A 24,400-nucleotide genomic window follows, 5' to 3' on the forward strand; every position below is an offset into this window, starting at 1 on the left:
CATGCTGCCCAACAGGTTATTAACAGCTCCGCCGTAGCTGCCTTTGTTGTTGGTAAATTCGCTATCTCTGATAGTCAAAACACCGCCGCTTTTAGTTGCGATCGCACCGCCACCACGTTCGGTATTATCCGCTAGTGAACCATCATTGCCGCTAAACTTGCTGTTAATTACAGTCGTCGTGCTGCGGAAACCCGTGTAAATGCCGCCACCAAAACCGGCAACATTATTATTGACTTGGCTATTTTCTAAAGTTAAAGTGCTGCTACCTCCTGTTTGAATGCCACCACCGGCGCTAGTTGCCTCATTATTCTGATCGGTTCCAGAAACTTTGCCGTTGGCAATAATCAGGTTTTTTAGAGTAACATTTGTTGCACTCTCTGTGCGGATTACCCGCGAAGTATTGTTGCCACTGATGGTTAAATTCGCTGCATCAACTGCATCAATTGTCAAGTTTTTGTTGATGACAAGTTGACCAGAAGTGAGGGTAATTGTTTGGCTGGCCAGAGTCGAGGCAAATTGAATGGTATCGCCGGCTGCTGCGGAGGCGATCGCATCTCTCAATGAACCGGGCCCGCTATCATTATTGTTAGTAACGGTGATCGTCGCTAAAGTCCCTTGATAATTCGCCATTGCCTCTGGAGTCAAGGCTAGCGGTGCTTCAATATCACCCTTGGCAAACTCCAAATTCCAGTTACCACCGCGACCAGTGCGATCGCTAGATGCCGCAATATCAGCCCCTGTTAACTCGCCCAGGCGATCGACAAAATCGCTTCCCGAACCCGCAGCAACATCGCAACCATAAAGCACAATATCTGCTTTGTCGCTTAGCGCATTTCGCCACCCTTGCAACTGACTTTCATATTGTGGTAAATTATCCAAATTCAACGTCGTACAACCTAGCTGCAAGCTGCCAGAATTGCCGTGAGAAAAAACGTGAACTTGGTCTACAGTTCGCCCCGCAGCAGAAATTGTTTGCAGTTTCGCAGTAATTTGCTCGACTCCGTTACCATTTTTATCTAAAATGATGATCTCTGCACCGGGAAGCACGCCACCCGTAAGAGTTTGATAGTCATCTAACTCGGAATCAATGAAGACAATAGATTTAGAACGAGAATTGCGGCTCGCAGATTGTGAATCAATACTGGCAAAAGTTGAGTTCATTTCGCATACCCTATGAGAATGTTTGCTATTTGCTGGTAGATTCACCTTGAAAGCAGAAGGCTAGAGATACAAAAGGCAGAAGGCAGAATTAAAACCTCGGTGATCCATCGGGGAGATTAAAGTTTAGGGAAAAACTTTAATTTTATCCCTAAGTGAAATCCGATACTGGTCTCCATAATCAGTTTAATCTGGGTGAAAATTGAGATTTTTTTAGCAATTAAATGCAGCAGAGGATGTAATGTAAATAGTCGGACACGGGGAACCTCTATATGTAGATTTGCCATGCACGTCCTTAGCCAGATAAGTAGTGCATCAAACCATTGGGAAGCCTTGGTCAGGTAAAATCCAGAAAAGATTTTCTGGACTTCGGAATTCCTGAGAATTGCTCTAGCTAGTACCTGATACATTCACATTAGATAAAACCAGGAAAATTTCCTAAAATTTTGATTAATTTAACTTTTTTACTATCTGGAAAAAAGTTCCCAAAAATCTGACATTTAGTGTTGAGAAAGCTGGCTTTATTCGGGCGCTACTTATGGCTAGCCAGCTCAGGATTGCAATAGACGGATGTGCCTCATTCTAGGTGTGGGCGATCGGCAATAAACAAGATTTATTACCGATCGCAGTTGAAAAGAATCAGATAGCTCCTATTCGTTGGCGTAGCCCCCCTAGGGGCGGGCTGCGCTAACGTCATCCACCAAATTTCAGGAGTTTGGGAGCTATCTTCACCACTTCTAAGCGGGCTGGCTGCTTATAGCGCACCCTACCCCAGGCAGTTAGATTGTTACCTGAGTGAAATCGCTAGCAGTGAGAATACCGGGGGTAATATTGTTAAGCTTCGCCAACAATTGATTGGTGTCCGTCACAGTAATCAAAGTTTGATTGTTGCTGGAAGTAATACTGAGTTGATTGAAACTCAAACCAGAATTCAACCCAATTAAATCCTCTCCCTTGCGGAAATCATTAATGATGTCGCTACCCGAACTTTGATTGAGGAAAAACACATCATTTCCCGAACCACCAGTCAAAGTATCGTCCCCCATATCCCCGGAAAGGAAATCGTCCCCAGCACCGCCGCTGAGAATATCATTACCCTTACCGCCGTAAAGCGTATCGTTATCGGTGTCGCCGAACAGCACATCGTTTTCATTGCCGCCCAACAGCAAGTCGTTGCCCTCACCGCCATCGAGACTGTCGTTTTCTTTGCCGCCGTACAGGGTATCATTGCCGATGTCGCCAAAAATCAGGTCTCCACCTTCATTGCCAAAGGCAATATCGTTGCCGTTTCCAGCATTAATTGTGTCATTTCCTAAGTTGCCTAAAATGTAGTCGTCACCATCTTCACCGAGTAAGATATCGTCATCTTTGCCACCAAAAAGCGTGTCGTTGCCACCGCCGCCGGCAACTGTATCATTGGCGAGATCTCCCCTCAAAAAGTCGTCGCCCTCACCACCAACAACAGTGTCATTATCTTTGCCAGCGTAGATGGTATCGTTGCCAGCGTCGCCAGAGATGAAATCGCTGCCTTCATTGCCGAAGATTGAGTCGTTATCTGCGCCGCCTTGGATGTTGTCATTGCCGCCCATGCCGTAGAGAGTATCGTTGGCGGCTTGTCCGTTAATTGACTCGTTGATGACACCGCCCATGATGAAATCGGTATCCTCGGCGCCGTTGATAGTTTGTTGGACGGGGTTGGGGGTGATGGTGGCAGGATCTAGTTGCGGGGCGTTGAGGCTATCGAGTAGGGAATCATCCGAGGCCGGAGTAGGAGTCGGTGCGGGAGTTGGTGTTGGCGGCGGAGTCGGCGCAGGCGTGGGAGTTGGCACCGGTTCGGGCGTGGGAGTTGGCACCGGTTCGGGCGTGGGAGTTGGCACCGGTTCGGGCGTGGGAGTTGGCGCCGGAGTCGGAGTCTCAGTCGGGACCGGCGCGGGCGTGGGACTTGGCGCCGGTTCGGGCGTGGGAGTTGGCACCGGTTCGGGTGTGGGAGTTGGCGCCGGAGTCGGAGTCTCAGTCGGGACCGGCGCGGGTGTGGGAGTTGGGACCGGTTCGGGCGTGGGAGTTGGCGCCGGCGCGGGTGTGGGAGTTGGCGCCGGAGTCGGAGTCTCAGTCGGGACCGGCGCGGGTGTGGGAGTTGGCGCCGGCGCGGGTGTGGGAGTTGGGATCGGCGCGGGTGTGGGAGTTGGCGCCGGCGCGGGTGTGGGAGTTGGCACTGGCGCGGGTGTGGGAGTTGGCGCCGGCGCGGGTGTGGGAGTTGGCACTGGGACGACACTACCTCCCAATTCAAAAGAGCCGCTGTCCACGATCGCACCTGGAATGCTGTCGCCATCTTGAGGGCGAGTCACGCCGCGCTGATCCGTAGTGGGTGCGCCGGTGGCAACCCCTTTATCAATTGCCGGACTTCCTATCAGCAGCGGCCTGACTAAAGCGCCGTTGAGGGTTTGCAAAGGGCCAAGTAAGGGGTCTGCGATCGTCACACTTGTCGTCACCTTGGTATCGGTGTCAATCACCGGCCACTGAAAATTCCCTCCTTGATCGCTATATTGGGCGGTGGCGTGTTGCTGAATGCCCCAAGGGTTTCCTCCGTTAGCCGCTGTATTGTTGGAAAGAATCGTGTTTTTGAGGGTGACATTATTGGCATCGGCGAAGATACCTCCACCAACCCAGCCTGCAGAATTATCGGCGATCGTCGTGTTGAGAATGGTTGTGGGTGCACCAAGAGTCATTGCACCGCCGAGTTTGTTGAAATCACCAGCAGCAAACGCCGTGGAGTTGCCAGAAAACGTACTGTTAGTAATCGTAGCAGGGGCATTGCGTGTCCACAGGCCGCCACCTTGATTGCCGGCTTTGTTACCCGCAAAGGTGGTGCTGGTAATGGTCAATCCCTGGTTGGTGCTGTCGCTCAAAATCGTTACCCCACCACCGTTTCCAGGGTTTCCACCGGGTAGCGCCAGAATTTCGTTATTTTGGAAGGTGCTCTTTTCCAAAATAACTTTGTCTTGGCTGCCGGTGAACAGATAAGCTGCGCCTCCTTCACCTCGACCTTTATTGTCTTGAAATACGCTATTGGTAATCTTAATTGTGCCGGAAGCTTCGCTCGGATTGCTGGCTCGATCGGTATAAAGTGCGCCGCCGAAACCTCTTAAGAAAGAATTGGGCTGCCCTGTGGCGAAAGTGGCTGCTGTGGTGTCGTTGCCGATGAATCGAGAGTTGTCAATTGTCAGCTTACCTTGAAGGCTGTTAATTGCCCCGCCGTTAATTCCTTTGTTGTTGGTGAAGTCGCTGTTGGTGACTGTAAAAGTTTTGAAACTCAAAAAGCCGATCGCACCTGCACCACGTTCATCGTTAGCTGCGGTAGCCACGTTGCCATTGAATTTACTGTTGGTAACAGTCAGGGTATTGTTGAAATTACCGAAAATTGCGCCACCGCCTTGATCGGCGACGTTGTTGTTGAACTGAACGTTTTCTACTGTGAGGTTTACTTCGTCGGTTGTGCCGATCGCGCCACCTCGATCAGCCGTTTTGCCGTTAGTAATAATCAGGTTTTTGACCGCAAAAGTGGTAGCAGTCGCAACGTTGGCATTGACAAAAAAGGCGCGGGATGCGTTGTTACCACTGATAGTTAAACCGGGTGCGGCGGCGCCGTCAATCGTGATGTTTTTGCCAACGGGAATATCGAGTTGACCGCTGGTGAGGGTAATGGTTTGGCTGGCTAAACCTGGAGCGAAGGTAATTGTATCCCCTGCAACAGCGGTGGCGATCGCAGCTCTTAATGAACCGGGCCCGCTATCGCTATTGTTGGCTACTACGATCGTAGCTAAATTACCTTGGTAACTTGCCATCGCATCGGCCTGCAAGGCTAAGGGAGATTCAATTTGGCCAGAAGCAAATTCTAAATTCCAGTCGCCGCCGCTGCCGGTTGTGTTGGTGGATGCCGCAACGTCAGCCCCGGTTAATTGACTGAAGCGATCGACGAAATTAGCACCTGTACCGCCTGCTACATCGCAGCCGTAAAGCATGATGTCTGCTTGTGGGGCTAGTGAAGTTTGCCACTTTTCCAACTGGCTTTTGTATTGCTCTATGTTATCTGAACCCAGAGCAGTATTGCCGAGTTGTAGGCTGCCAGAATTGCCGTGAGAAATAATGTGAACCGAGTCTATCGCCCCGTTAGTAGAGGCGTATTTTTCAATTTCAGAGCTGATTTGTTCGATGCCGTTTTTGGTGCGATCGAGTATTACTACCTGCTGTCCCGGCAGCACTCCCGCTGTAAGTGACTCGTAATCTTCCACGCTGGAGTCAATGAAGACTAAGGAGCGCAGTGGCACTTTTTCAAAAGCAGATTGTGAGTTAACTTGAGCGAATGTAGAACTCATATTGGAGACTCCATTAAGGGCATTATTAGTAGATACACCCCGGAGTAATCTCATCAGACTTATTTGATTATATCTTAACACCTAATTTGGAAATGGCATCATTTTAAAAATATTTTTGTTGATTTATTTTGAGCCACATTTACATTTTATCTATTGATCATAATGAAAATCATGACCTCTACCGATGGGAAGATATTACAATATTTATATTGCAGATTTAAATAAATCAATCTAGGTTGTACCATCAAATTTTTGCGACATTATTTGGCTAAAAGTAGCCTGATTTCAGGTAGTCGGAAAGGGTGGAGGTAATTTCCCCCAGAATAACTCCTCTTAATTATATTGAGTAGTTTTTATTTGATTGTGATATTTTACGTAGAGGCACAATGCACTAGAGTTTCCCTAGCTGTATTTCATCCAAGGGAAAACTGAATTATGTAGATTTTGAAGAATTCTATATGCTTTGAAGCTGCTAGGTGGGCGGTACACCTAAATACTGATTACCAGGACGTTTGGTTGCATTTACTAACAGTCAATCGATTTTAGATTTTAGAATTGAAGCATTGACACCACGGATAAATTCGGGGGCAAGTTTCATCGGATACAGGTTTTTTATTTCTCTACTGATCAATCCGGGGGCTTGTATCCTGGATGCTTGCGGTCAAAACGATCTAATATTAAGTGGAACCTATGGCTGGAAATCAATTGGCTTATGGGGTGCTACCGACACTGTGAGGACTGCCATCCTCACTGCAAAAGTGATTCAAGTTATTCAGCGCGAATTGAGATGATTGCTGATTTAGTCAGATCGAAATCGTTGATTGCGATCGCGCCTGCCTCCCTAATTAAAATTGTATTCGGGTTCAGTCGCTCTCGGTAGGTTCGATACCCTCCATTAAATTACTCTCCTTAATTAGCAAACAGTCGATCGCTCCCACCGCCGTTGCTGAGTGTACCACTATATTGATCGGCATAACACGAACCAAGTCCGTTGTTTTGAGTCATAGAGGTATGCGATTTTGACAATTGACTTTTGTATGGTTCCAGGTAATCTGAACTGAGGATAACAAAGCCTAATTGCACTTGGTTCGAGCTGCCGCCAGAAGTCGAGCCAAATTTGTCAATCTCTCTAAGGATAGAGGCAGATTTTTGAAGTGCGGAGGTGATTTTCTCGATGCACTCAGATTCCCCAGCCAAAATTCTGGAAACAAAATATCCACCTTCATTGATGCTGGAGTCATTGAATACAAAGCTTTGGGATGGGGGATCTGCGTATTCCGAGGCGGGAGTCGTTTCCCTGAAAGAAGTTAACATATTCCGTCCTCCAAAAGTGTGTTTAGCGGTAGATACAGCCTTGGAGTCAGAGCTTCTGAAACTGCCAGCGACCTTGTTTATTTCGCCCATTCTTATTTAACCTATCTATTAGTTTCCCCTATTTCTGCAGCACTGCCATCCGCGATCGCACGGAATTTATATTCTGCGTGTTTTCCCTGACTTCCGGCAAACGCCAAATTACCGATCGATCCGGTATCCTATCCGTGATCCCACTTTCAAAAAAGAATCCAACTGTAAGCCGGTGCTTCAAACCTCGATAGTCTTCAGTCATGCCCCCATCTAAAATCTAAAATCTAAAAGGGTATGACACTTAGTAGATGGGCCTCGCAACTGCACCGCTCAAGATTCTGTGGAAGATGGCGGTTTTTTCCCTGCATTGCGAATATTAATAATCTTGTTGAGCGCCTCAAACCAAAAAGCAGCCCCCATAGAAATAGCTACGCCGCTTAATATCCAACCAAACAATTTGGAAATCAAAGCCAGCCACAATAAATTCCCCTTGGCATCTCGTTCCAAGCTGTTCTGTTCGCTCCATCCAAAAGGGAGGGCTACCTCATCCAAAGCTATATCTACATCCTTTTGAACTTTTCTCAGACTTGTTAAATTATCTAATTTAGTCTTAGCATTTTTTTCCACCAACTGCTCAGCGTACACATTAACAGTCGATCGCAACATCGAATCCTTCGACAACCGATTAATAATATGAATGCTATCAGCATTAGCAGCTACAGCGATCGCAGTTCCGAGCAAAATCGCAACCCCTCTAGCATTCCGCTTGTAAACACCAGAAGCACGCTCCATCGATTGGTCAAACCAAATTTCAATTTCTTTCTGAAACCGCTGCAACTGCTCTTGAGTATCTCCACCGCTTTTTTCAGCGCGCTGCGCTAAAATATAAAGGCTGCGTTTCAAAGATTCTGGCATACTGTCCAAGGTTTCTTGAATTTGTTGATAAATCGGACTCTCCTCTTTGAGTTCCATAATTTCTGCTGCCGACTCTTGACTTTTTTTAACAGTATTTAACAGATTGCTGAAACTCGGTTGTAGTTGCCCTAGCAGCGCCACCCGCTCATTTCTGCTGTCAAAACGAGCCTTCACAAATGCCATCTGCCTCTGAAATTCTCTCCCTGCCAGCTCTGTTTCTGGTAGATAAACCTGAGAATCCTTAATATAAAATCCTAGCTTTTCTGACATCCGATCTAAGCTGTTGTTCAAACTTGCTAAATTGTTTTGATAATCTTCAACAACTCGATTGAACTCCGCAGTCAGCCACCTAAATTCTTGCTCGATAATCGGTTTAGTAGCATCCGGCAAACTCAGATTTTGTCCAATCTGTTTAATTTGGGCTAATTGTAAATCCTTAAATCTTTCCAATCGGGTTTTAGAGATAGAGCTGAGCAAACTAGAAACCTTTAAAGTCTCCAAAAGGCTAGCAGAAAAACACTCGGCTGGAATATAAGAAGGCCCACTGGATTTATTGCCGAAAACATTTTTAGTACCCGTAACTCCGTGGTAAAAATCCCCCATGCGGTGCGTAACAGAGCGGAATCCCTCTGATAACAGCCCTTTCGCTCCCTGATTCAAATCTTTGATAATCGGATTGGCGTAAATCGAATGAGCCAACTGTCCAACTCTCTTAAGTTGCAGGGGATCTTTTGCGCCTTCGCTGCCTCCAGAAATCAGCACTTCGATCGACTTCTTTAAATGTTCCGCCCGCCACTGCCAAACAGTAGCAATCAGTTCCTGAATTTCCGAAGCTAGCAAGCTTAAAGTCAGGTAGATAAAGACTAAGCCAATGATAATATCTATAATTACAGGCAAGTTCATGGTATTTTCCTAGTCGCAAATAACTGCTGTCTAAGTTTACCTGCAGTTTGGGACGCTCAAAACTCTCTTAACTTATGTCAGAAATCTTTCCATTCTTGAACCGCAAACCGAAAAATCGCTGGAATGACAGCTTGACAGACAAAGTGTGGATGCTGGCTTTTCTGTTGGCTGCAGTGCTGATTTTCGGGGTGAATCTGGGCGGCGTGGCTTTGCGGGATTGGGATGAAGGCATTGCAGCGCAGGTAAGTCGCGAAATTTGGCGCGGCAACTTAAATTGGCTGTATCCGACGATCGACTCTATGCCCTATTTCAACAAACCGCCACTGGTACACTGGCTAATCGGGCTGTGTTTTGCAGCAGGCGGTGTCAGCGAATTGACGGCGAGGTTGGTACCGGCGATGCTGACAGCCACTTCAGTGCCGCTGCTTTACGCCATTGGCAGGGAGTTGTTTCCGCCGCGTTCGATCGCCATTTTTTCTGCCCTCGTTTATCTGACGCTGTTACCGGTGGTGCGGCATGGACGTTTGGCGATGTTGGATGGGGCAGTTTTGTGTTTTTTGCTGGCGGCGATGTGGTGTTTGTTAAGATCACGCCGCGACTTGCGCTACGCTTTGGGCGCGGGGATTGGGTTCGGACTCATTTGCCTCACTAAAGGCGTGATGTTGGGGCTGCTGCTGGCTGGGATGGGCTGTATTTTTTTGGTTTGGGATACCCCGCGACTCCTCACTTCTGGGTATCTTTGGGCCGGATTCGCGATCGGAACATTGCCAGTAGTGGCTTGGTATTTTGCCCAATGGCTGCACTACGGCCAATATTTCATCCACGCTAATTTAGTTAACGAATCTTTCCGACGCATTTCGGAACCTGTGAGCAGTCACAAAGGCCCGCCTTGGTATTATATTTTAGAAATTTTAAAATTAGCTTGGCCGTGGCAGTTATTTTGGCTACAAGGGCTGCGTTTGAGTTGGGAAAATCGCAATTTTCCCGGGCCAAAATTAGTATTGGTTTGGAGTGGAGTATATCTGCTGGCTATTTCTGTGATGACTACTAAATTGCCCTGGTATGTTTTGCCAATTTATCCAGCTTTTGCTCTTGCTGTTGGCAGTTATATCGCTGAAGTTTGGGAGCAACTATGGCTACCACCAGAACCGCTCAAAGAGGAAGCAGAAGAACGTTTTGATGCTATTTCTTTGTTGCCTCATCCCGCGATTTTGGCACTGCTGGGTGTAGTTGGTGTTGTCGGCTGCATTTACTTCAGTGGCTTAGTGCAAATTGGGAAATACATTGTGCCGATGGAGCGAGATTTGCAGTTAATGCTGCTGTTTGTAGGTTTGACAATGACAATGGCGGCCGTGTTGCTGCACCGCCAAGACAGGCAGTTTATATTAGTTTTAATTTGGGGAACTTACCTGACGCTGTTAGTATTGGTGGCTTCAGATAACTGGGTTTGGGAACTGGCGGAGGATTATCCCGTTAAGCCGATCGCCGAAATTGTCCGCACAGGAACTCCGGCCGGTCAACAAGTGTTTACTTCTCACCGCTTGGGCCGTCCCTCGCTGAATTTTTACAGTCAACGCCAAGTTATTGTCGCCGACGCGCCGACGCTCAAAAAGAAATGGCAATCTCTTCCTAAACCTTATTTTCTGTTAGAAAAACCCGTTTTAAAACATTTACGTTTGCAGAATGCTGAGGTTGTCAAAACAGCCGACGATTGGGTTTTGGTAACTAAAAAGTAAGTTAATAGTTAACAGTCCCCTCCTTAGAGTGGGTGAGATAACTTTCGAGTGTCTAATGTTGCTTCAGATTGACAGCCTTACCCGGAGTGGACTTAAATTTATGAGAAATCAATCGAACAGGATCTAACCGCTAACAATCAACAGACTGCATTTCTATTTTTAACGCCGTTTCGACTCTTTGATACTCGGCCTCAACCTCTTCTAAAAGCGCGCAGGCCGGATCTGGTAAAGGCTGGTTAGCATTTGTTCCCATGCGGCCCATGATTTCGAGTTCCTCGCACAGCTCATACAAGCGAAAAGCACCGAGAGTACCGCTAATCGATTTTAAAGAGTGAGCCGATCGCCGCAAAGCCAGCGGATCGGCGTTGCACAGAGCCATAGAGATGCCTCGCAGCAGTTCGGGAGCTGTTTCGAGGTAAATCTCGATCGCCTCGTCCAAAGCTTCCACTTCTCGCAGTCCCTCTATAATCTTTGCACTCAGGGAATCGTGGCTATGTGACAAAGCCCGATCGAGATTTGATTCACCACCATCGACGACTGCGTGCGAATTGGAAATTGTCAGTTGTGGATTTCCCGCAACAGCCACATTCGATCGCACTTGTAATTCACTCGTTCCTTCGATCTGTTCCGCCTGGGCATCCAAACAAACGATCGGCTGCAGACGATCGAATGCGGAGTTTGATCGAGATTTACACGCGATCAAAGCTCGCACCAACTGATCAATTGCGATCGGCTTGCTCAAATAGTCGTCCATCCCCGCAGCCATACACTCTTCGCGATCGCCCTGCATCGCATTTGCCGTCATCGCCACAATCCAAGGTCTTGTCGATTTTCGATTTTCGATTTTCGATTTTCGATTGTTAGATTCCTCAGTCGATTTTCGATTTTCGATTTTCGATTTTCGATTGTTAGATTCCTCGTTAGTCAATTTGGGATTTTCGATTTTCGATTTTCGATTATTAGACTGCTCATCTGTTGCGGAAATTTCTGATTCTCCCGTGGGATTTTCTAAAGTTAAATCTGCTGAAAATTGCTCGCGGATGTGGCGGGTAGTTTCCAGTCCGTCCATTTCCGGCATTTGCACATCCATCAGCACCACATCGTAAGGCTGGCGGCGCAAAGCTTCGAGCACTTCGATACCGTTTCCCGCAACATCCGCGCGATACCCCATCCGCTGTAAAATTTGCAAAGCCACCTTCTGATTCACCAAATGATCGTCAGCCAACAGAATCCGCAGGGGTAATTTCTCCGCCAGCACGGGTATGGTTTGCAAGAAAGACCCGGTAGTGCGCTGCCCTTTAAATTCCGTTGTCTGTTCTCCAAAAATATTGATTAAAACATTGTAAAGCTGAGATTGTTTGATGGGTTTATTCAAAAAAGCAGCAAAATCCATCTCCATAGCAGGGGGGTTAATTTCTTGCCTGCCGATCGAAGTTAGCATCACTAACGGCAACTTTTCGCAATCAGGATATCGGCGAATTTGCGCCGCTAAAGCTAACCCGTCCATTTCCGGCATTTGCATATCCAAAACTGCCAAGTCAAACATCTCTTTAGCAGCCAGCCAATCTAAAGCCAAACGAGCCGAAGCTGAAGCCCTAACCACCATTCCCCAAGACTGAGCTTGGAGAGTCAAAATTCTGCGGTTGGTAGCATTGTCATCGACAATTAAGACTCGCTTGCCAGCTAATTCAGGTTGAGAATTGCTCAAGTTAAGTGGTAAGGAATTCTTGCAGCCAGAAACGATCGTACTAAAATAAAAAGTAGAGCCAACGGATTGCGTATTGTGGCCGATCGGCTTGTTACTGAGTACAGATTTGCCATAGCCATATTTTTCGGCAATTTCGCAAGATTCTGCCCATCCCAAATCAAAAACTGCCGATGATCTAAAATCTGCAGGAGGATTGCCCGCGACACTACCCATACTCTCCACCCACATCCGGCCGCCCATCATTTCGGCCAAACGCTTGCTAATTGCCAAACCCAATCCGGTACCGCCGTACTGCCGGCTCGTTGAAGAATCAACCTGACTGAAAGATTTAAATAGCCGATCCATGCGATCGCTCGGAATGCCGATACCGGTATCTTTGACCGCAAAATGTATTTCGTATGCTGGGTTAATTGCTACCGATTCGCCAGCAATTAATGGGGGTTCTTTAGCGTTAGCCGCCGACACTGAAATCTTTTTGGCAGTCACAGCAACCACCACTTCTCCAGCGTCGGTAAATTTAACAGCATTACTGAGCAAGTTGATTAAAATTTGCCTCAAGCGGGTGCTATCGCCGATCGCCGTTGCTGGTACAGTACGATCGATCAAGTAACCCACTTCCAGTTTTTTTTCTGCAGCCTTAGCAGCTACCAAGTCTAGAGATTCCTCAATGCAAGTGCGGATGTCAAACGGATGTTCCTCCAAATCCAATTTGCCCGACTCAATTTTCGAGAAATCTAGAATATCGTTGATCAGCGTCAGCAAGGCATCGCCGCTGCTGCGGATAGTTTCTACAAAATCGCGCTGTTCGCGAGTTAAGGGCGTATCCAGCAGCAAACCGGTCATGCCGATGACTCCATTCATCGGAGTGCGAATTTCGTGGCTCATGGTGGCTAAAAATTCGCTTTTGGCTCTAGTAGCTGCCAGTGCTTGATCGCGAGCTTTTGCCAAATCTACGTCTGTTTGCTGGCGTTCGAGTTCGCTTCCCACCCACTGAGCCATCAGTTTCACCAACTCTCTGTCTACAGCTCGGAACGGTTCTGTCACAGGAGTCGGAGAAAAGAAGCACAGAGTGCCGTAAACTTCACCTCCCACCGTGACGGGAATGCCCATGTAAGCTTCGATGGGGAAAGCTCGATCGTCGCTGTTGAAGGAAAAACCCGAAAATCGCACCGACTCAAAGTAAATCGGTTCTTTTGCCATTGACGTAGCGACGCAGAAAGTTTTTTCCAGATCATAGATTTGGTCTTTGACGATCGACCCGTCGGGACACTCAACAGCCATTATTTGATAGTTGTCGCCTTGAATGCAGGACAAAATTCCCACGGACAGGCCTAAATGCCGACATCCCATTCCCAGCAGTTCTTGGAGGCGCAAATCAAAGGTAGAGAGGTGGTTGAGCGGGTCTGTACGGGGAGCCGAAGTTACTTGGTACAAAGCTTTGATGGCAGCTTCGCTTTCTCGCAGTTCTTGTTCTGTTTGCTTCCGCACGCTGATGTCGCGGGAAATGCCGATAATTTCTTGGACTTCGCCGGTTTGGGGATCACTGATCGTGCGGCCGGTGGTTTCAAACCAAATGTATTTGCCGTCTTTGCGGCGGATACGGTAGCTGACGGTGTAAGTAACTGGGAGGGCCAGGACTTTCCAGTGAGCTTTGGCAATGGTTTCTAAATCGTCGGGGTGAAAATAATCCTTGGGGACGCGGCCGATGAGTTCCGAAGGTTCGTATCCCAGTAAAGCCCGGCTGGCGGGCGAGACGTAGACAAACACGCCTGTGGGGTCGTGTCTGGTGATCATGTCGGTTGAGTTTTCGGCCATCAACCGATAGCGGTCTTCGCTTTCATTACGTTCGACTTGAGAATTGCCCAATGCTTCTAGCATTCGGTTGATGCCGTCGGCCAAGCTTGCGAGCTCATCTGCTCCGGTCATCTGAACTCTTAAGCTTGGGTCGCCGTTGGCTGCGATGTTGCTGACGCTGGTGCTCAAGGAAGCCAATCTCGCCAAGACTAATCTTTCTAGCAACAGCAGGGTGATGGCGCTAAATATTAAACCTACTGCCAGTATTGATAAGGTAAACAGCTCCAAGGTAGCCTGACCTTGGCCGTAGATGATGCGATCTGTCTCTACTCGCAGCAGCAGCGCTAGGTTGCCGTGGATGTCGCGAATCAGGGCGTATCCTGCGACTAAGCTGTCGCTGAGTGGCTCGACTAAAATTTCTACTGATTTGAGGTTGGAAATTTTGAGTTTGACATTTTCCAGCTCCTGCCTCGATCGAGCCAGCCCCTTGGCGCTGTGCCCGGAGTAGTTCGCGGCTCCAACTTTAAAATCTAAACTCGGCAATCTAAAATCCACTGACAGGTGAGTCAGTTCTGAAAGCAAACCGATTTCGCTGCTGTCGAGGTAGCGTCCCAAGATCAGCGTTCCCCGCGACGGGCCTTGGGCGTTGCTGTTGAAGATGGGCTTGGCGGCAATCAGCAGTCTGGCTTCTGGCAAGGTGAGGACGCCTGTTTTGGCTGCGGGGCGATCGCCCTCGACTGTAGATGAGTCTAGTAGTGCCTCGGTCAAGTGCTGTTTAAAGCTTTCGGGAATCGGGATTTCTGTTTGGGATTTGAGGTCGAAACCTTTGCTGAAGATCGTCTTACCGTTGGAGTCCAGCAGCACCAATAAGTTTAGTCTCAAGTAAATAAATGTCGAATCGACGAAATTTGACTTGACAAATTTTTCGTTCCGTGTTTCGACGAAAGAGTAAGTATCGTCCCACTCGGCGTAATCTTGGGCGCTGGTGTCTAAATTCGACAAGTCATCATCTAATGCGTCCAAAGCCCGTGCGACATCCTGGCGGACGTACTGTGCCTCCAGGTTGTGAAAATCATGCAGCAAAATAGTTGATGCAGTGGCATATAGAACCACAATCAGGCTGATCAGCGCTGCACCGATGATTAATAGTGTTTTTTTTCGGAGTTGCATGGCGTCGCCCTCCTCACGGTGCTAATAGGCAACTAGCCAGGAGAGGTTTGAGACGTAGGTTGTTTAGCATTGGCGATCGCAGGGCCTGCGTGTTTGGACTTTTCTGGGCTGACGAAAGCAAAGCCCTTGGTATTTCCAAGGTATCCGGTATGTTGCCCCCCACAGTCAGTGTAGTATTTTCACAGCTTTAGTTCCATATTATTTACAACCTATGACCTACAAGTTATAACCTGACGATCGGCATCTTCAACATAAACCGCCGATCGAACTCAAAACAATTCGCGTTTGATACTGACGCAGCCAGGGATGTGGGCGGTTGGGAGAACAGGCGTGCTGGGTGGAGAACCCTCTCTATTATTGTACCTAAAAAATATTGAGGAGAGAGGGAACTGGCCCGCGAAGTTTGCTTTGCCAAAAGGTTTTCACTCCAATAACTGTTTTGATTTTTGTCATTCTTCAGTAATCCTTGCAACAGTTGTAGAATCTGCCTCAAAGCAAATCCAGCCTGCAAACCTGAACCCCGTTCAAAAATTGTGATAGGAGAGGCAATGAATATCCGGCGACTTTTTATTTATTACATCTGCAAACAAAATATACAACAATCAATAAAATCGGCTTTTCACTTTTATATTTTAAATTAATCAAAACTGCTAATTAAAATGTATAGATTCACCGTTGGCACCAGCCTCAAAAAACGGGTAGGAACTGGTTTACCATAACATTATTCAACCGTACTAACAAATTAATAAAAACCCGTTCCCACTCCCCGATCAAATCCTTTACTAACATTAGTGCCTGATGTCAGTAGAAACTCACATCAGGCACTATATGCAATCCGATCGCAACTTGAGTTTTTTTTATCGGATGACGGCTAAAGCACCGGCGCCGGCTGCTGCTGCCGCCGAAGTAAGAGCGGTGAAAAACAGCCACCAAGAGGCAACTTCTGCTGCTTTCCGGGTTTCTTCGGCTTGTTTTTCAGCTTGCACTTTGATGCTTTCGAGGCGAAGCTGTGCCTCTTGCTGCAAGCGTTCTGCTCTTTGCAAGACGCTGTTGCGGCTTCTTTCAATTTGGTCGATCAAGCGGTTGGCATCTGCTTCGGAAATGTCCTCGCGGGAACTCATTAGTGCTACTAAAGTATCGCGGTTGAAATGACCCAGCCGATCGCGCAAAGCATCAAATCCGGCTTGCGGATCGTCAAATAACTTCCGCACATCCCGCGTAATGCCTTCGTAGTTGAGTTCAGGGCGATCAAGCGAATTGAGGTAATCCCGAATTTTTCCGAGAATCCCGTCAATTACCGACTGAATACCCTCCTGTATTTTCTGAATTTGCATTGCGAACTCATCGCGCACCGACAAAATTCCATCGACAATGCGATTGGCTTCTGCTTCAGAAATATCCGGCCGCTGAGACAGCAGAGAAACAACTGTAGCTCGATCGATGTGTGACAAGCGCTCGCCCAAACTGTAAGCGCCGACTTTCGGGTCATGCAGCAGCAGTTGCAAGTCGCGCTTGATGGCTTCGGGATTTAATTCATCCTTGCCCGTATTACGCAAATAATCTTCTAAAACGCTCTGAAAATCCTGCACTTGGCTTTGCATCCGCTTTGCCAAACGGCGCGGCGCTTTCACAATCGAGCCAAGGGTTTCCTGCACTTGGTCGATAATTTGATTGACTTGTTCCTCGCTCAAATCTTGTCTCTGAGAAAGCAGTTTTACCAAAGTATCGCGATCGACTTGAGACAGACGGCCACGCAGCGCTAAAGCTCCTTCTTTGGGATTTTGCAGCAGTTTTGTCAAATCCCGCTGAATCCCTTCAGGATTGAGTTCTGATTTGCCCGTATTGCGGAGGTAATCTGCAAGGGCGGTTGTTGTATGGTCGTACTGATCCTTAGCTTTTTCGGCCAACTTTTGCGGCGCATGCACCGCGCTGTGCCAATTTTCTTCGGCGCTGTCGAGAAGGTGATTTACTTGGTCTTCGCTGAGGTCTTTCCGCTGAGATAGCAATTTTACCAAAGTTTCGCGATCGAACTTAGAAGCTCTAGCTCTCAGCGCCCACATTCCCGCTTCCGGGTTGTCCAGCAGCGTTTTCAAATCGCGCTTGATGCCTTCGGGATTAAGTTCTTCTTTGCCCGTAGACTTCAAGTATTCTTGTACTCTTTGCCACTGGTTGTCTAGTCGGGCTTGCGCTGCTTCTTGCAGACCTTTAGCATCTGCTAAAACTACATCTCGCGTCCTTTCCAACTCTTGAACAATCTGTTCTACTTCCTGGAATCCGAAGTTTTCGCGGCCTCGGAGAATTTGCACAAAACTGTCGCGGGTGTAAGGAGAAAGCCGATCGCGCAACTGTTCGTAACTAGCGTCGGAATCCTCTAAGATTTTTTTGAAATCGCTCCCGATACCTGCTGCTGTCAGTTCTTCTTTCGGCGTCAGCTTCAAATAAGTTTCCAACCGCCACTGCAAATCGCGAGATTTTTCTTGCTCCTCCGCAAAGATCACGGTTTGTAAAACGCGCTGTCTAATTGCTTCTAATTCCTGGGAAATTTCTTTAATTTTGTCTTGGGTAAAAACGCCTCTACTAGCCAGAATTTCGGCAAAATTAGACTGTTTTAGTTTTTCTAATTCGCGGCGCACAGTTCCAGGATCGGCTGTAGGATCGTAGAGAACGTCCCGAAATTCGCGCTCGATGGCTTGGGGGTTCATCTGCCACGAATAAGTGTTGAGTAGGTAGTTTTCTACGTCCGCACGAATTGGGCTGTAAGTTACGGGTTCGCCTTTGACTTGAGCGGTAATTTTATCAGTTTGCTGGGTAACTTTCTCTTTAGCTTCTTTGAGCTGACCGACTACTTTTTCCACATCCAAGTCAGAAATATCCGTGCGACCCAATACTATTCCCATTAAAGCATTGACTGCCATTGTCGTTGCTTGGGACATCATGGTCGGGCTTTGTCCAGAATTTTGACCGCCCAGATTGCTGAGGGCTTTTTCTACTCTACTTGCCAATTTATCTGAGACCAAATCTCCAGATTTGGCAGATTTGAGATAGTCTACTAATTGGGCGATGCCGTCTGATTGCTGCCCTTGTTTTCCTACTTGTTTCCAAGCATCTTGAAGTTGGTCTACAATCCGGTTTACGTCGCGTTTTGATAAGTCCGATCGCGAACTTACTAAATCTACGAGAGTTTGCCGATCGAGATTCGGCAAATTTTCGGCTGCAATAGTTTTTAGTTGCGGATCATTAAGCAATTTTTCAAACTCGCTACGCATCCCTTTGATGTCTAATTCTGGCGGTTTGAGGCTTTGGATGTAGTCTTCGACGTTTTCGCGCAAGCTTGTGGGGTCGATCGCGCTACCCAGTTCATGACCCACTGCTGCTGCTGCTGCTTTGGCTGTGGCGACTACTTGGTTGCTGGCTGCTTTGGCGCCGATGGCCGAGGCTGCGGTGCCGACAATGGCTTGAAAGCCTGATGTCGCGGTGTTGACGAGGGAACCGATCAACTGACCAACGGTGGTGGAACTCACCCAGACGAGCATTGAGAAATAGGTTGCCCAGACGACTAAACCGACGATCGCACCTAAACCGGGACTGCTAATCAAGCTGAGCTTAACTGCTAGCAAGCAAGCAAAGAATAGGGCAACGGTGACGGTGATTAGCGTCCAAGTACCTACCTTTCGGCCGATGTGGCGGACTGGGGGGCTGCCGCTATCCGAGTGGTGGCCGTCGTCGTGGGATTGTCCCATGTACGAAAGGCCCGCAGCTACTGATAAATTTGTTAGCAAGAGTTGGAAAGCGCAGGCTAGTACGACTCCAGCTATCAAGGCGATAAAAAATTGCGGCCCGGAATAAAGGAGTGCTGCGTCTTCTGCTGTGTTTGTAGTAGTCTGCTCTACTGGCACTTGGGCCAGCCAGAACCCGATGTTATACAGTTGTGGATTTATTGGCAAATTTTGATACATAGTATATTCCTCGTTAAGAGTGGGTGCGCGCGCTCATTGGCGCAAGTTAACCAATGTATAGTTTTAGACTCATGCCCCCAATGGCAAGCATCGCCTTATTGACGAGCTAAAGCATCCCCCTACAGTTGGAAGTGTAAAAATATGTCTGCAGCCGGCTGTCACTTTAGGAATATTTGTGCTATGTAAGTCTGATTAAAATAATCGCAGAGGAGAATCTGTGGTCGATCGATATTAAGAGCAATACTTAAGTGCCAAATAGTTTGCTAAAATTCTCCATAGTTAATCATTGAGAGGAAGTTTTGTGTTTGCCCTCAAACGAGCGCTCAAACTGAATAACAACGAAGCGAGTTTGATGGCAAGACACGCAGGATTCCGGCGCGTAGTATTTAACTTTGGGTTAACCTTGCGGACTCAAATGTATAGCGAGGGGCAATTCACAGACTCGAAAGTGCTCAACGAAGTTAAAAAAGTTCTCACCAACTACGTCAAGAAACAGCCTGAATTTGGTTGGATGAACCAGTTATCTAGTCGAGTTTATCAAAACGCTTTGATTGACTTGAAAGATGCTTTTAGTAGGTATCGTTCGGGGAAAGCAGGTCATCCGAAATTTGCTCGTCGCCGATCCGGTCAATCTTTTACGGTCGATTCGTCTAACGGCAAAGTTTTATTGGCTGCTGGCAGTACAATCAAGATTCCTACCTTGGGAAGTTTTCGACTTTATGAACCATTAGAATGCGGATTCGTATCTCAAACTTTTACGATTTTAAAAGAAGGAAGTCGCTGGTTTGTGTCCTTCTGCATTGATGCAGAACGTTTGCCAGTTCGACAGCCTGAGAACTCTGTAGGAATCGATGTGGGCATTAAATATGCGGCCACCCTGTCAAACCAACAGGTATTTGATGCACCAAAGCCGTTAAAACAAGCGAAAACCAAGCTTGCTACCTTGCAACGCAAAGCCTCAAAACAGATAAGAGGCTCCCAAAGTCAGCGCAAAACCTACCATAAAATCAGCAGAATTCACGCACGGATAGCTCGTATTCGTTTAGATTTCCTTCACAAGTTAACAACTTATTTAGCCAAAACTTTTAAGCTAATCAAGATTGAAAACTTGAACGTTCAAGGAATGATGGGGAATCACAAGTTGGCCGGGGCAATATCGGATATAGGGTTTTACGAATTCAAACGCCAACTCGATTATAAGTGCAAAATGTATGGGGCACATTTAGTGCTGGTAGACAAATGGTTCCCCAGCACTAAAACTTGCTCGAATTGTGGCACTAAAAAAGATATGCCACTAGGCATTCGGACTTTCGACTGTCCTGTTTGTGGCATATCTTTAGATCGCGATTTGAATGCAAGTCTGAACATTTTAAACTGGGAACCCTCGGCTTGAGGGGGATAGCCTACTTATCTTGGGATTAGCCGTCTACCCAACAGCGTAGGAAGTAAACATGAATTGTATCTAAAGATGGCTTTAGATACGTTTAGGTAAGTTTTATGAAGCAGTCGGCACAGAAGCCCAGACAAATTGTTCACAATTCATCTACCAATGCCATAGCAAATTAGCTTCCAAGGAATTCGATAGTGCACCGAGAAAGTCATGCAATTATTATTGGCGGCAGTTTAGCAGGACTGTTGGCCTCTAGAGTATTAGCAAAACATTTCGACCGAGTAAGTATTGTTGAACGAGATTTTTTTCCAGAAAAACCCGCACCTCGCCCCGGTATCCCTCAATCCCGTCACCTTCACATCCTTTTAAATCGGGGAAAAATGATCCTAGAAGAGTTTTTTCCGGGCTTGGAAAACGAACTGGTAGCTGCTGGTGCTCCTAGTTTAGATCCGAGGTCGATCGGGTGGTTTAGTCCGGCGGGTTGGGCCCCGCAATTTAGCCCGGATCTAAATGATTTAATTATGTTCAGTCGGGATTTACTTGATTGGCAAATTCGCCGCCGCTTGGCTGAAAATACGAACGTGCATTTCCTCCAAGGAGGTACAGTAACGGGGTTGCTGGCGAATGCCTCGCACACGGAGGTTGCTGGCGTGTTGGTGCGTTTTCGCGATCGCCACAACCCTAGTAACATCCATACAGAGAATTTGTATGCAGATTTAGTAGTCGATGCTGGTGGCAAAGTTTCCAAAACACCTAAATGGTTGAAAAGTTTGGGCTATGAACCTCCACAAGAAACTGTTATCAATGCTTTTGTCGGCTATGCCAGCCGCATCTATAAATGCAGCGGTAAATTGTCAGAAACAGCGCCAGTATTTGTGTCACTAGCCCCGCCAGTTCGCACTCGTGGCGGTGCAATTTTTCCGATCGAAGGCAATCGCTGGCTGGTGACTCTCGACGGGGGCGATCGCGATTATCCCCCCACAGACGAAGCAGGTTTTGTAAAATTTGCCCGCAGTCTGCCAACCCCGACAATTTATGATGCGATTAAAGATGCAGAACCAATAACACCTATTTATAGCTATCGAGGTACAGAAAATCGTTGGCGCCACTACGAGCGCCTCCGTCGTTCTCCTGAAAACTTAATAATTATCGGTCATGCAGTTTGCGCTTTTAACCCGATATACGGACACGGAATGACGGTTGCTGCACTGGATGCTCAGATGCTAGATGAATGTTTGCAAAAGCAAAGAGAGCGGTATCCAGAAGGCGATTTAACAGGCTTTGCGCGAGAATTTCAACAAAAACTAGCAAAATTACACACTATTCCTTGGATGTTTGCCATCAGTCAGGACTCTCGCTATCCGGGAAGTACAGGTGCAAAACTAAACCTTGCTACGCGACTGACAATTGATTACATGGATTTGGTGTTAAAAGTGCTGGTCCCAGATGCTAAAGTTTGTCAAGCATTTGTGGAAGTTGTGCACATGATTGAGTCGCCGGCTGTACTTTTTTCTCCCAGTATTGCGCTTAAGGCGATCGGGCAATTAGTCACCGTTCGACAGAAGGCAGAATTAAGATCAAGAGTTTATACAGAATCAGGTTAGTTTTGCCAAGTCTATTTTTTCACCGCCGAGTAAGGAAGATAAACGCAGATGAAATCCTTTTCATCTGCGTTGATTTAACCTGATATGATGTCCGCTACCACCTGCATGATAAAAAGTATCACTTTGGCGACTGCGGTTTTCGGGTATTTCACGTAATTAAGATGGGTAAAATCCGATTTATTACCGCAATTGTCGGTTTTTGAAATAAATCATTAGATTTATTTCAAAAACTGTTTGCAGTCACGACTTACCCACAAGAGTCGAGAAACCAGTTTTTTTACCCATATCCCTCGCGACTCACGCTATTTTGTCGTAAAAAAATCGGTTTCTGCTGCAGAGAATAATCTAGGCTTGTGCAATTGTTACTTGCCAGCCAAACAATCTAATTGTTCTTGCATTTGGGCGGTAACTCGCTCGAAACAAGCATCAACATAATCGCGATCGCGCGCCGCCTCCGAACCATACCTCTCAAATACAATCGGTTCGCACACGCGAGTCCGAATTTGCACGGGTAAAGGCAGGTTTGGCAAAGGCCCAATACTCAATCCCCAAGGCAATCCCAAATACACTGGCAATACCACTGGATCGATGCCAAATAGCCACGGCATTCCCAATTCATGCAATTGCTTTGCTTGTTCGTACAAATCTGCCAAAACTATCAAAGTATCGTGGGCACCGTGGGATATAATTGGTAAAATTGGCACTTCTTCTCGCAATGCTAATTTGATAAATCCCTTGCGTCCCGCAAAGTAGATTTGATCGCGCAAGTGGTGGGGGCGAAAAACATCTTGGGCGCCGCCCGGATAGACAAGAACCGGGGCATTTTTCCGCAAAGCTGCGATCGCCATTTTCGGATGCGCCTTGAGGGCTCCACACTGAACCGCCATGCTAGCAACATCAGGAGAAACTTGCCAAACAGTGGGGTGCATCAATCCGTAGGCCAAGCGTTCAGTTCCGTACCTGCGGAACCATTCGTATAGGAACATAAACATATCTGGAGCGGCAAGTCCCCCGTTGTGAGAACCAACCACGAGCATTTTTCCGCTGGCGGGTACGTGGTGCCAGCCGTCGCTTTGTACGCGAAAGTAGTAGCGGTACAGCCATTCCCAGAGTGGCAACAAAAGCTGAATGAAGTCGGGATTGCGATCGTCTAAAGATAGACCGTCAAAGGGATATTTAGAGGATTTGCCGTCTTTTTTGTTAGTAGTTTTTGTCACTGCAAAAATATTTAACGCTTTGGTCATTATATAGTAGAAGGAAGAAAGCTTTAACTCTCGAATAGAGAAGGCTTTAGTTATTTGGGACAGAAGGAATAAGGGAGGAGATTAGTTGGGCTTTTCTTCTCCTTGTGAGTGTGCTAATCCCGATCGCCCTCAAAAAAAACAATTCATATCATTAATATGATCCCATTCCGAAGGAATCTACCGCATTAGTTTTAGCCAGTAAAAACCTCATAAACATGGAGCGCGGTTGCTATAGCAATATAATTAAATCAGAATTGGCGCAAATATTTGGTTTCTGATGTGAGCGGGCTGCTTTTGTTCGGAGGTTTTGTGCTGGTTGTCTCCACAGGAACAAAACCGTTTGCAAACAGCTACAGCAACTGTCGCTGATGGCGGGGCGACTTTAGCCAGAAAAACACAACTGTGCCTCAAGCCGATAAGTTTCCGTTTTGGAAGATTTTATCAAATTGACGCCAGCCCTCGGGTCAATGCTAGCGATTGGTGCTGTTTACCACAATTTTAAGTAAGGTACGATCGACAATGGAGTTATGTCAGCGAGATCGAAGAACTGTATCCGGCTTCCGACAACCCACTGCGACGATGGGGTCGATCGCGCCAATCGCCTGTCAATCGATTTTAGATTTTAGATTTTAGAGGCGACCCCACGGATAAATGCGGGGGCTTGAGGATTTTCGATTTTCGATTTGGGATTGATTCCACGGATAAATCCGGGGGCTTGCACCATCAAGAAATTCTTGGTCAATCTGAATCTTGGAGCATGTCCAGCACAATCTCGCTCTCGAAGCTGCCAAGAATTCACCTGAAATGTAGCCCCATATTACTCAACTGCAACAACAGGCAGCTAAATGGTTTAACGAACACCTGACAAGATATTGGCGGACAACACATGACTGTGATTCCTAGTAAACTGTCCCGCATTTAAACAGTTAACTGTTGACGTTCCCCCTCTGCCATTCCCCGACTCGGACACTCTGGCCTTCTCCCCCTATCCCGCTCTGCCATAATGAGCCATTTATAGGCGTAGCAGCTTTATGTCTCTTCGCTCAACTCACGAAACATTAAATAATATCAATAAAACTTGACTTGCGGTCATAAAAAAGTTATA

The 24,400-nt window shown here is 47.1% G+C and carries 11 protein-coding genes; 3 read left to right on the forward strand and 8 right to left on the reverse strand.

Going from position 1 to position 24,400, the window contains the following annotated elements:
- The 5 genes from QUA07_RS07660 to QUA07_RS07680 all read right to left on the reverse strand — a co-directional run.
- Window positions 1-1,161: DUF4347 domain-containing protein (locus QUA07_RS07660; RefSeq protein ID WP_333323825.1), on the reverse strand; the 1,161-nt coding region annotated here is incomplete at its 3' end.
- A gap of 776 nt (window positions 1,162-1,937) precedes the next feature.
- The gene (locus QUA07_RS07665; RefSeq protein ID WP_333323827.1) at window positions 1,938-5,531 is read right to left on the reverse strand and encodes a DUF4347 domain-containing protein; all 3,594 of its coding nucleotides are present in this window, start codon (window positions 5,529-5,531) and stop codon (window positions 1,938-1,940) included.
- A gap of 909 nt (window positions 5,532-6,440) precedes the next feature.
- Entirely contained in the window at window positions 6,441-6,845 is a 405-nt protein-coding gene (locus tag QUA07_RS07670) for a hypothetical protein (RefSeq protein ID WP_333323829.1), read from the reverse strand.
- Window positions 6,846-6,963: 118 nt separating this feature from the next.
- Complete coding sequence (locus tag QUA07_RS07675; protein WP_333323831.1) at window positions 6,964-7,137, reverse strand: hypothetical protein; 174 nt, start codon at window positions 7,135-7,137, stop codon at window positions 6,964-6,966.
- Between the two features lie 68 nt (window positions 7,138-7,205).
- Entirely contained in the window at window positions 7,206-8,693 is a 1,488-nt protein-coding gene (locus QUA07_RS07680; protein WP_333323833.1) for a hypothetical protein, read from the reverse strand.
- A gap of 74 nt (window positions 8,694-8,767) precedes the next feature.
- Between QUA07_RS07680 and QUA07_RS07685 the strand changes: the two genes are divergently transcribed.
- Window positions 8,768-10,429, forward strand: a complete 1,662-nt coding sequence (locus tag QUA07_RS07685) for a glycosyltransferase family 39 protein (protein WP_333323835.1) — start codon at window positions 8,768-8,770, stop codon at window positions 10,427-10,429.
- Between the two features lie 130 nt (window positions 10,430-10,559).
- On the opposite strand, the gene QUA07_RS07690 is transcribed toward QUA07_RS07685, so the two are convergent.
- Both QUA07_RS07690 and QUA07_RS07695 read right to left on the reverse strand, forming a co-directional pair.
- Complete coding sequence (locus QUA07_RS07690; protein ID WP_333323837.1) at window positions 10,560-15,101, reverse strand: response regulator; 4,542 nt, start codon at window positions 15,099-15,101, stop codon at window positions 10,560-10,562.
- 857 nt (window positions 15,102-15,958) lie between these two features.
- Window positions 15,959-19,057, reverse strand: coding sequence for an MFS transporter (locus QUA07_RS07695; RefSeq protein WP_333323839.1), 3,099 nt, complete (start codon window positions 19,055-19,057; stop codon window positions 15,959-15,961).
- 301 nt (window positions 19,058-19,358) lie between these two features.
- On the opposite strand from QUA07_RS07695, the gene QUA07_RS07700 reads away from it, so the two are divergent.
- Both QUA07_RS07700 and QUA07_RS07705 read left to right on the forward strand, forming a co-directional pair.
- Window positions 19,359-20,450 carry an RNA-guided endonuclease TnpB family protein gene (locus tag QUA07_RS07700; RefSeq protein ID WP_333323841.1) on the forward strand — a complete coding sequence of 364 codons (1,092 nt, stop codon included), beginning with the start codon at window positions 19,359-19,361 and terminating at the stop codon, window positions 20,448-20,450.
- Window positions 20,451-20,641: 191 nt separating this feature from the next.
- Entirely contained in the window at window positions 20,642-22,051 is a 1,410-nt protein-coding gene (locus tag QUA07_RS07705) for a 2-polyprenyl-6-methoxyphenol hydroxylase-like oxidoreductase (protein ID WP_333323843.1), read from the forward strand.
- A 362-nt stretch (window positions 22,052-22,413) separates the two neighbouring features.
- Here QUA07_RS07705 and QUA07_RS07710 read toward each other — a convergent pair whose 3' ends face one another.
- Window positions 22,414-23,295 carry a glycerol acyltransferase gene (locus QUA07_RS07710; RefSeq protein WP_333323845.1) on the reverse strand — a complete coding sequence of 294 codons (882 nt, stop codon included), beginning with the start codon at window positions 23,293-23,295 and terminating at the stop codon, window positions 22,414-22,416.
- Between the last annotated feature and the right edge of the window lie 1,105 nt (window positions 23,296-24,400).

The organism is Microcoleus sp. T3_A4 (assembly GCF_036700465.1).
GTDB lineage: Bacteria > Cyanobacteriota > Cyanobacteriia > Cyanobacteriales > Microcoleaceae > Microcoleus.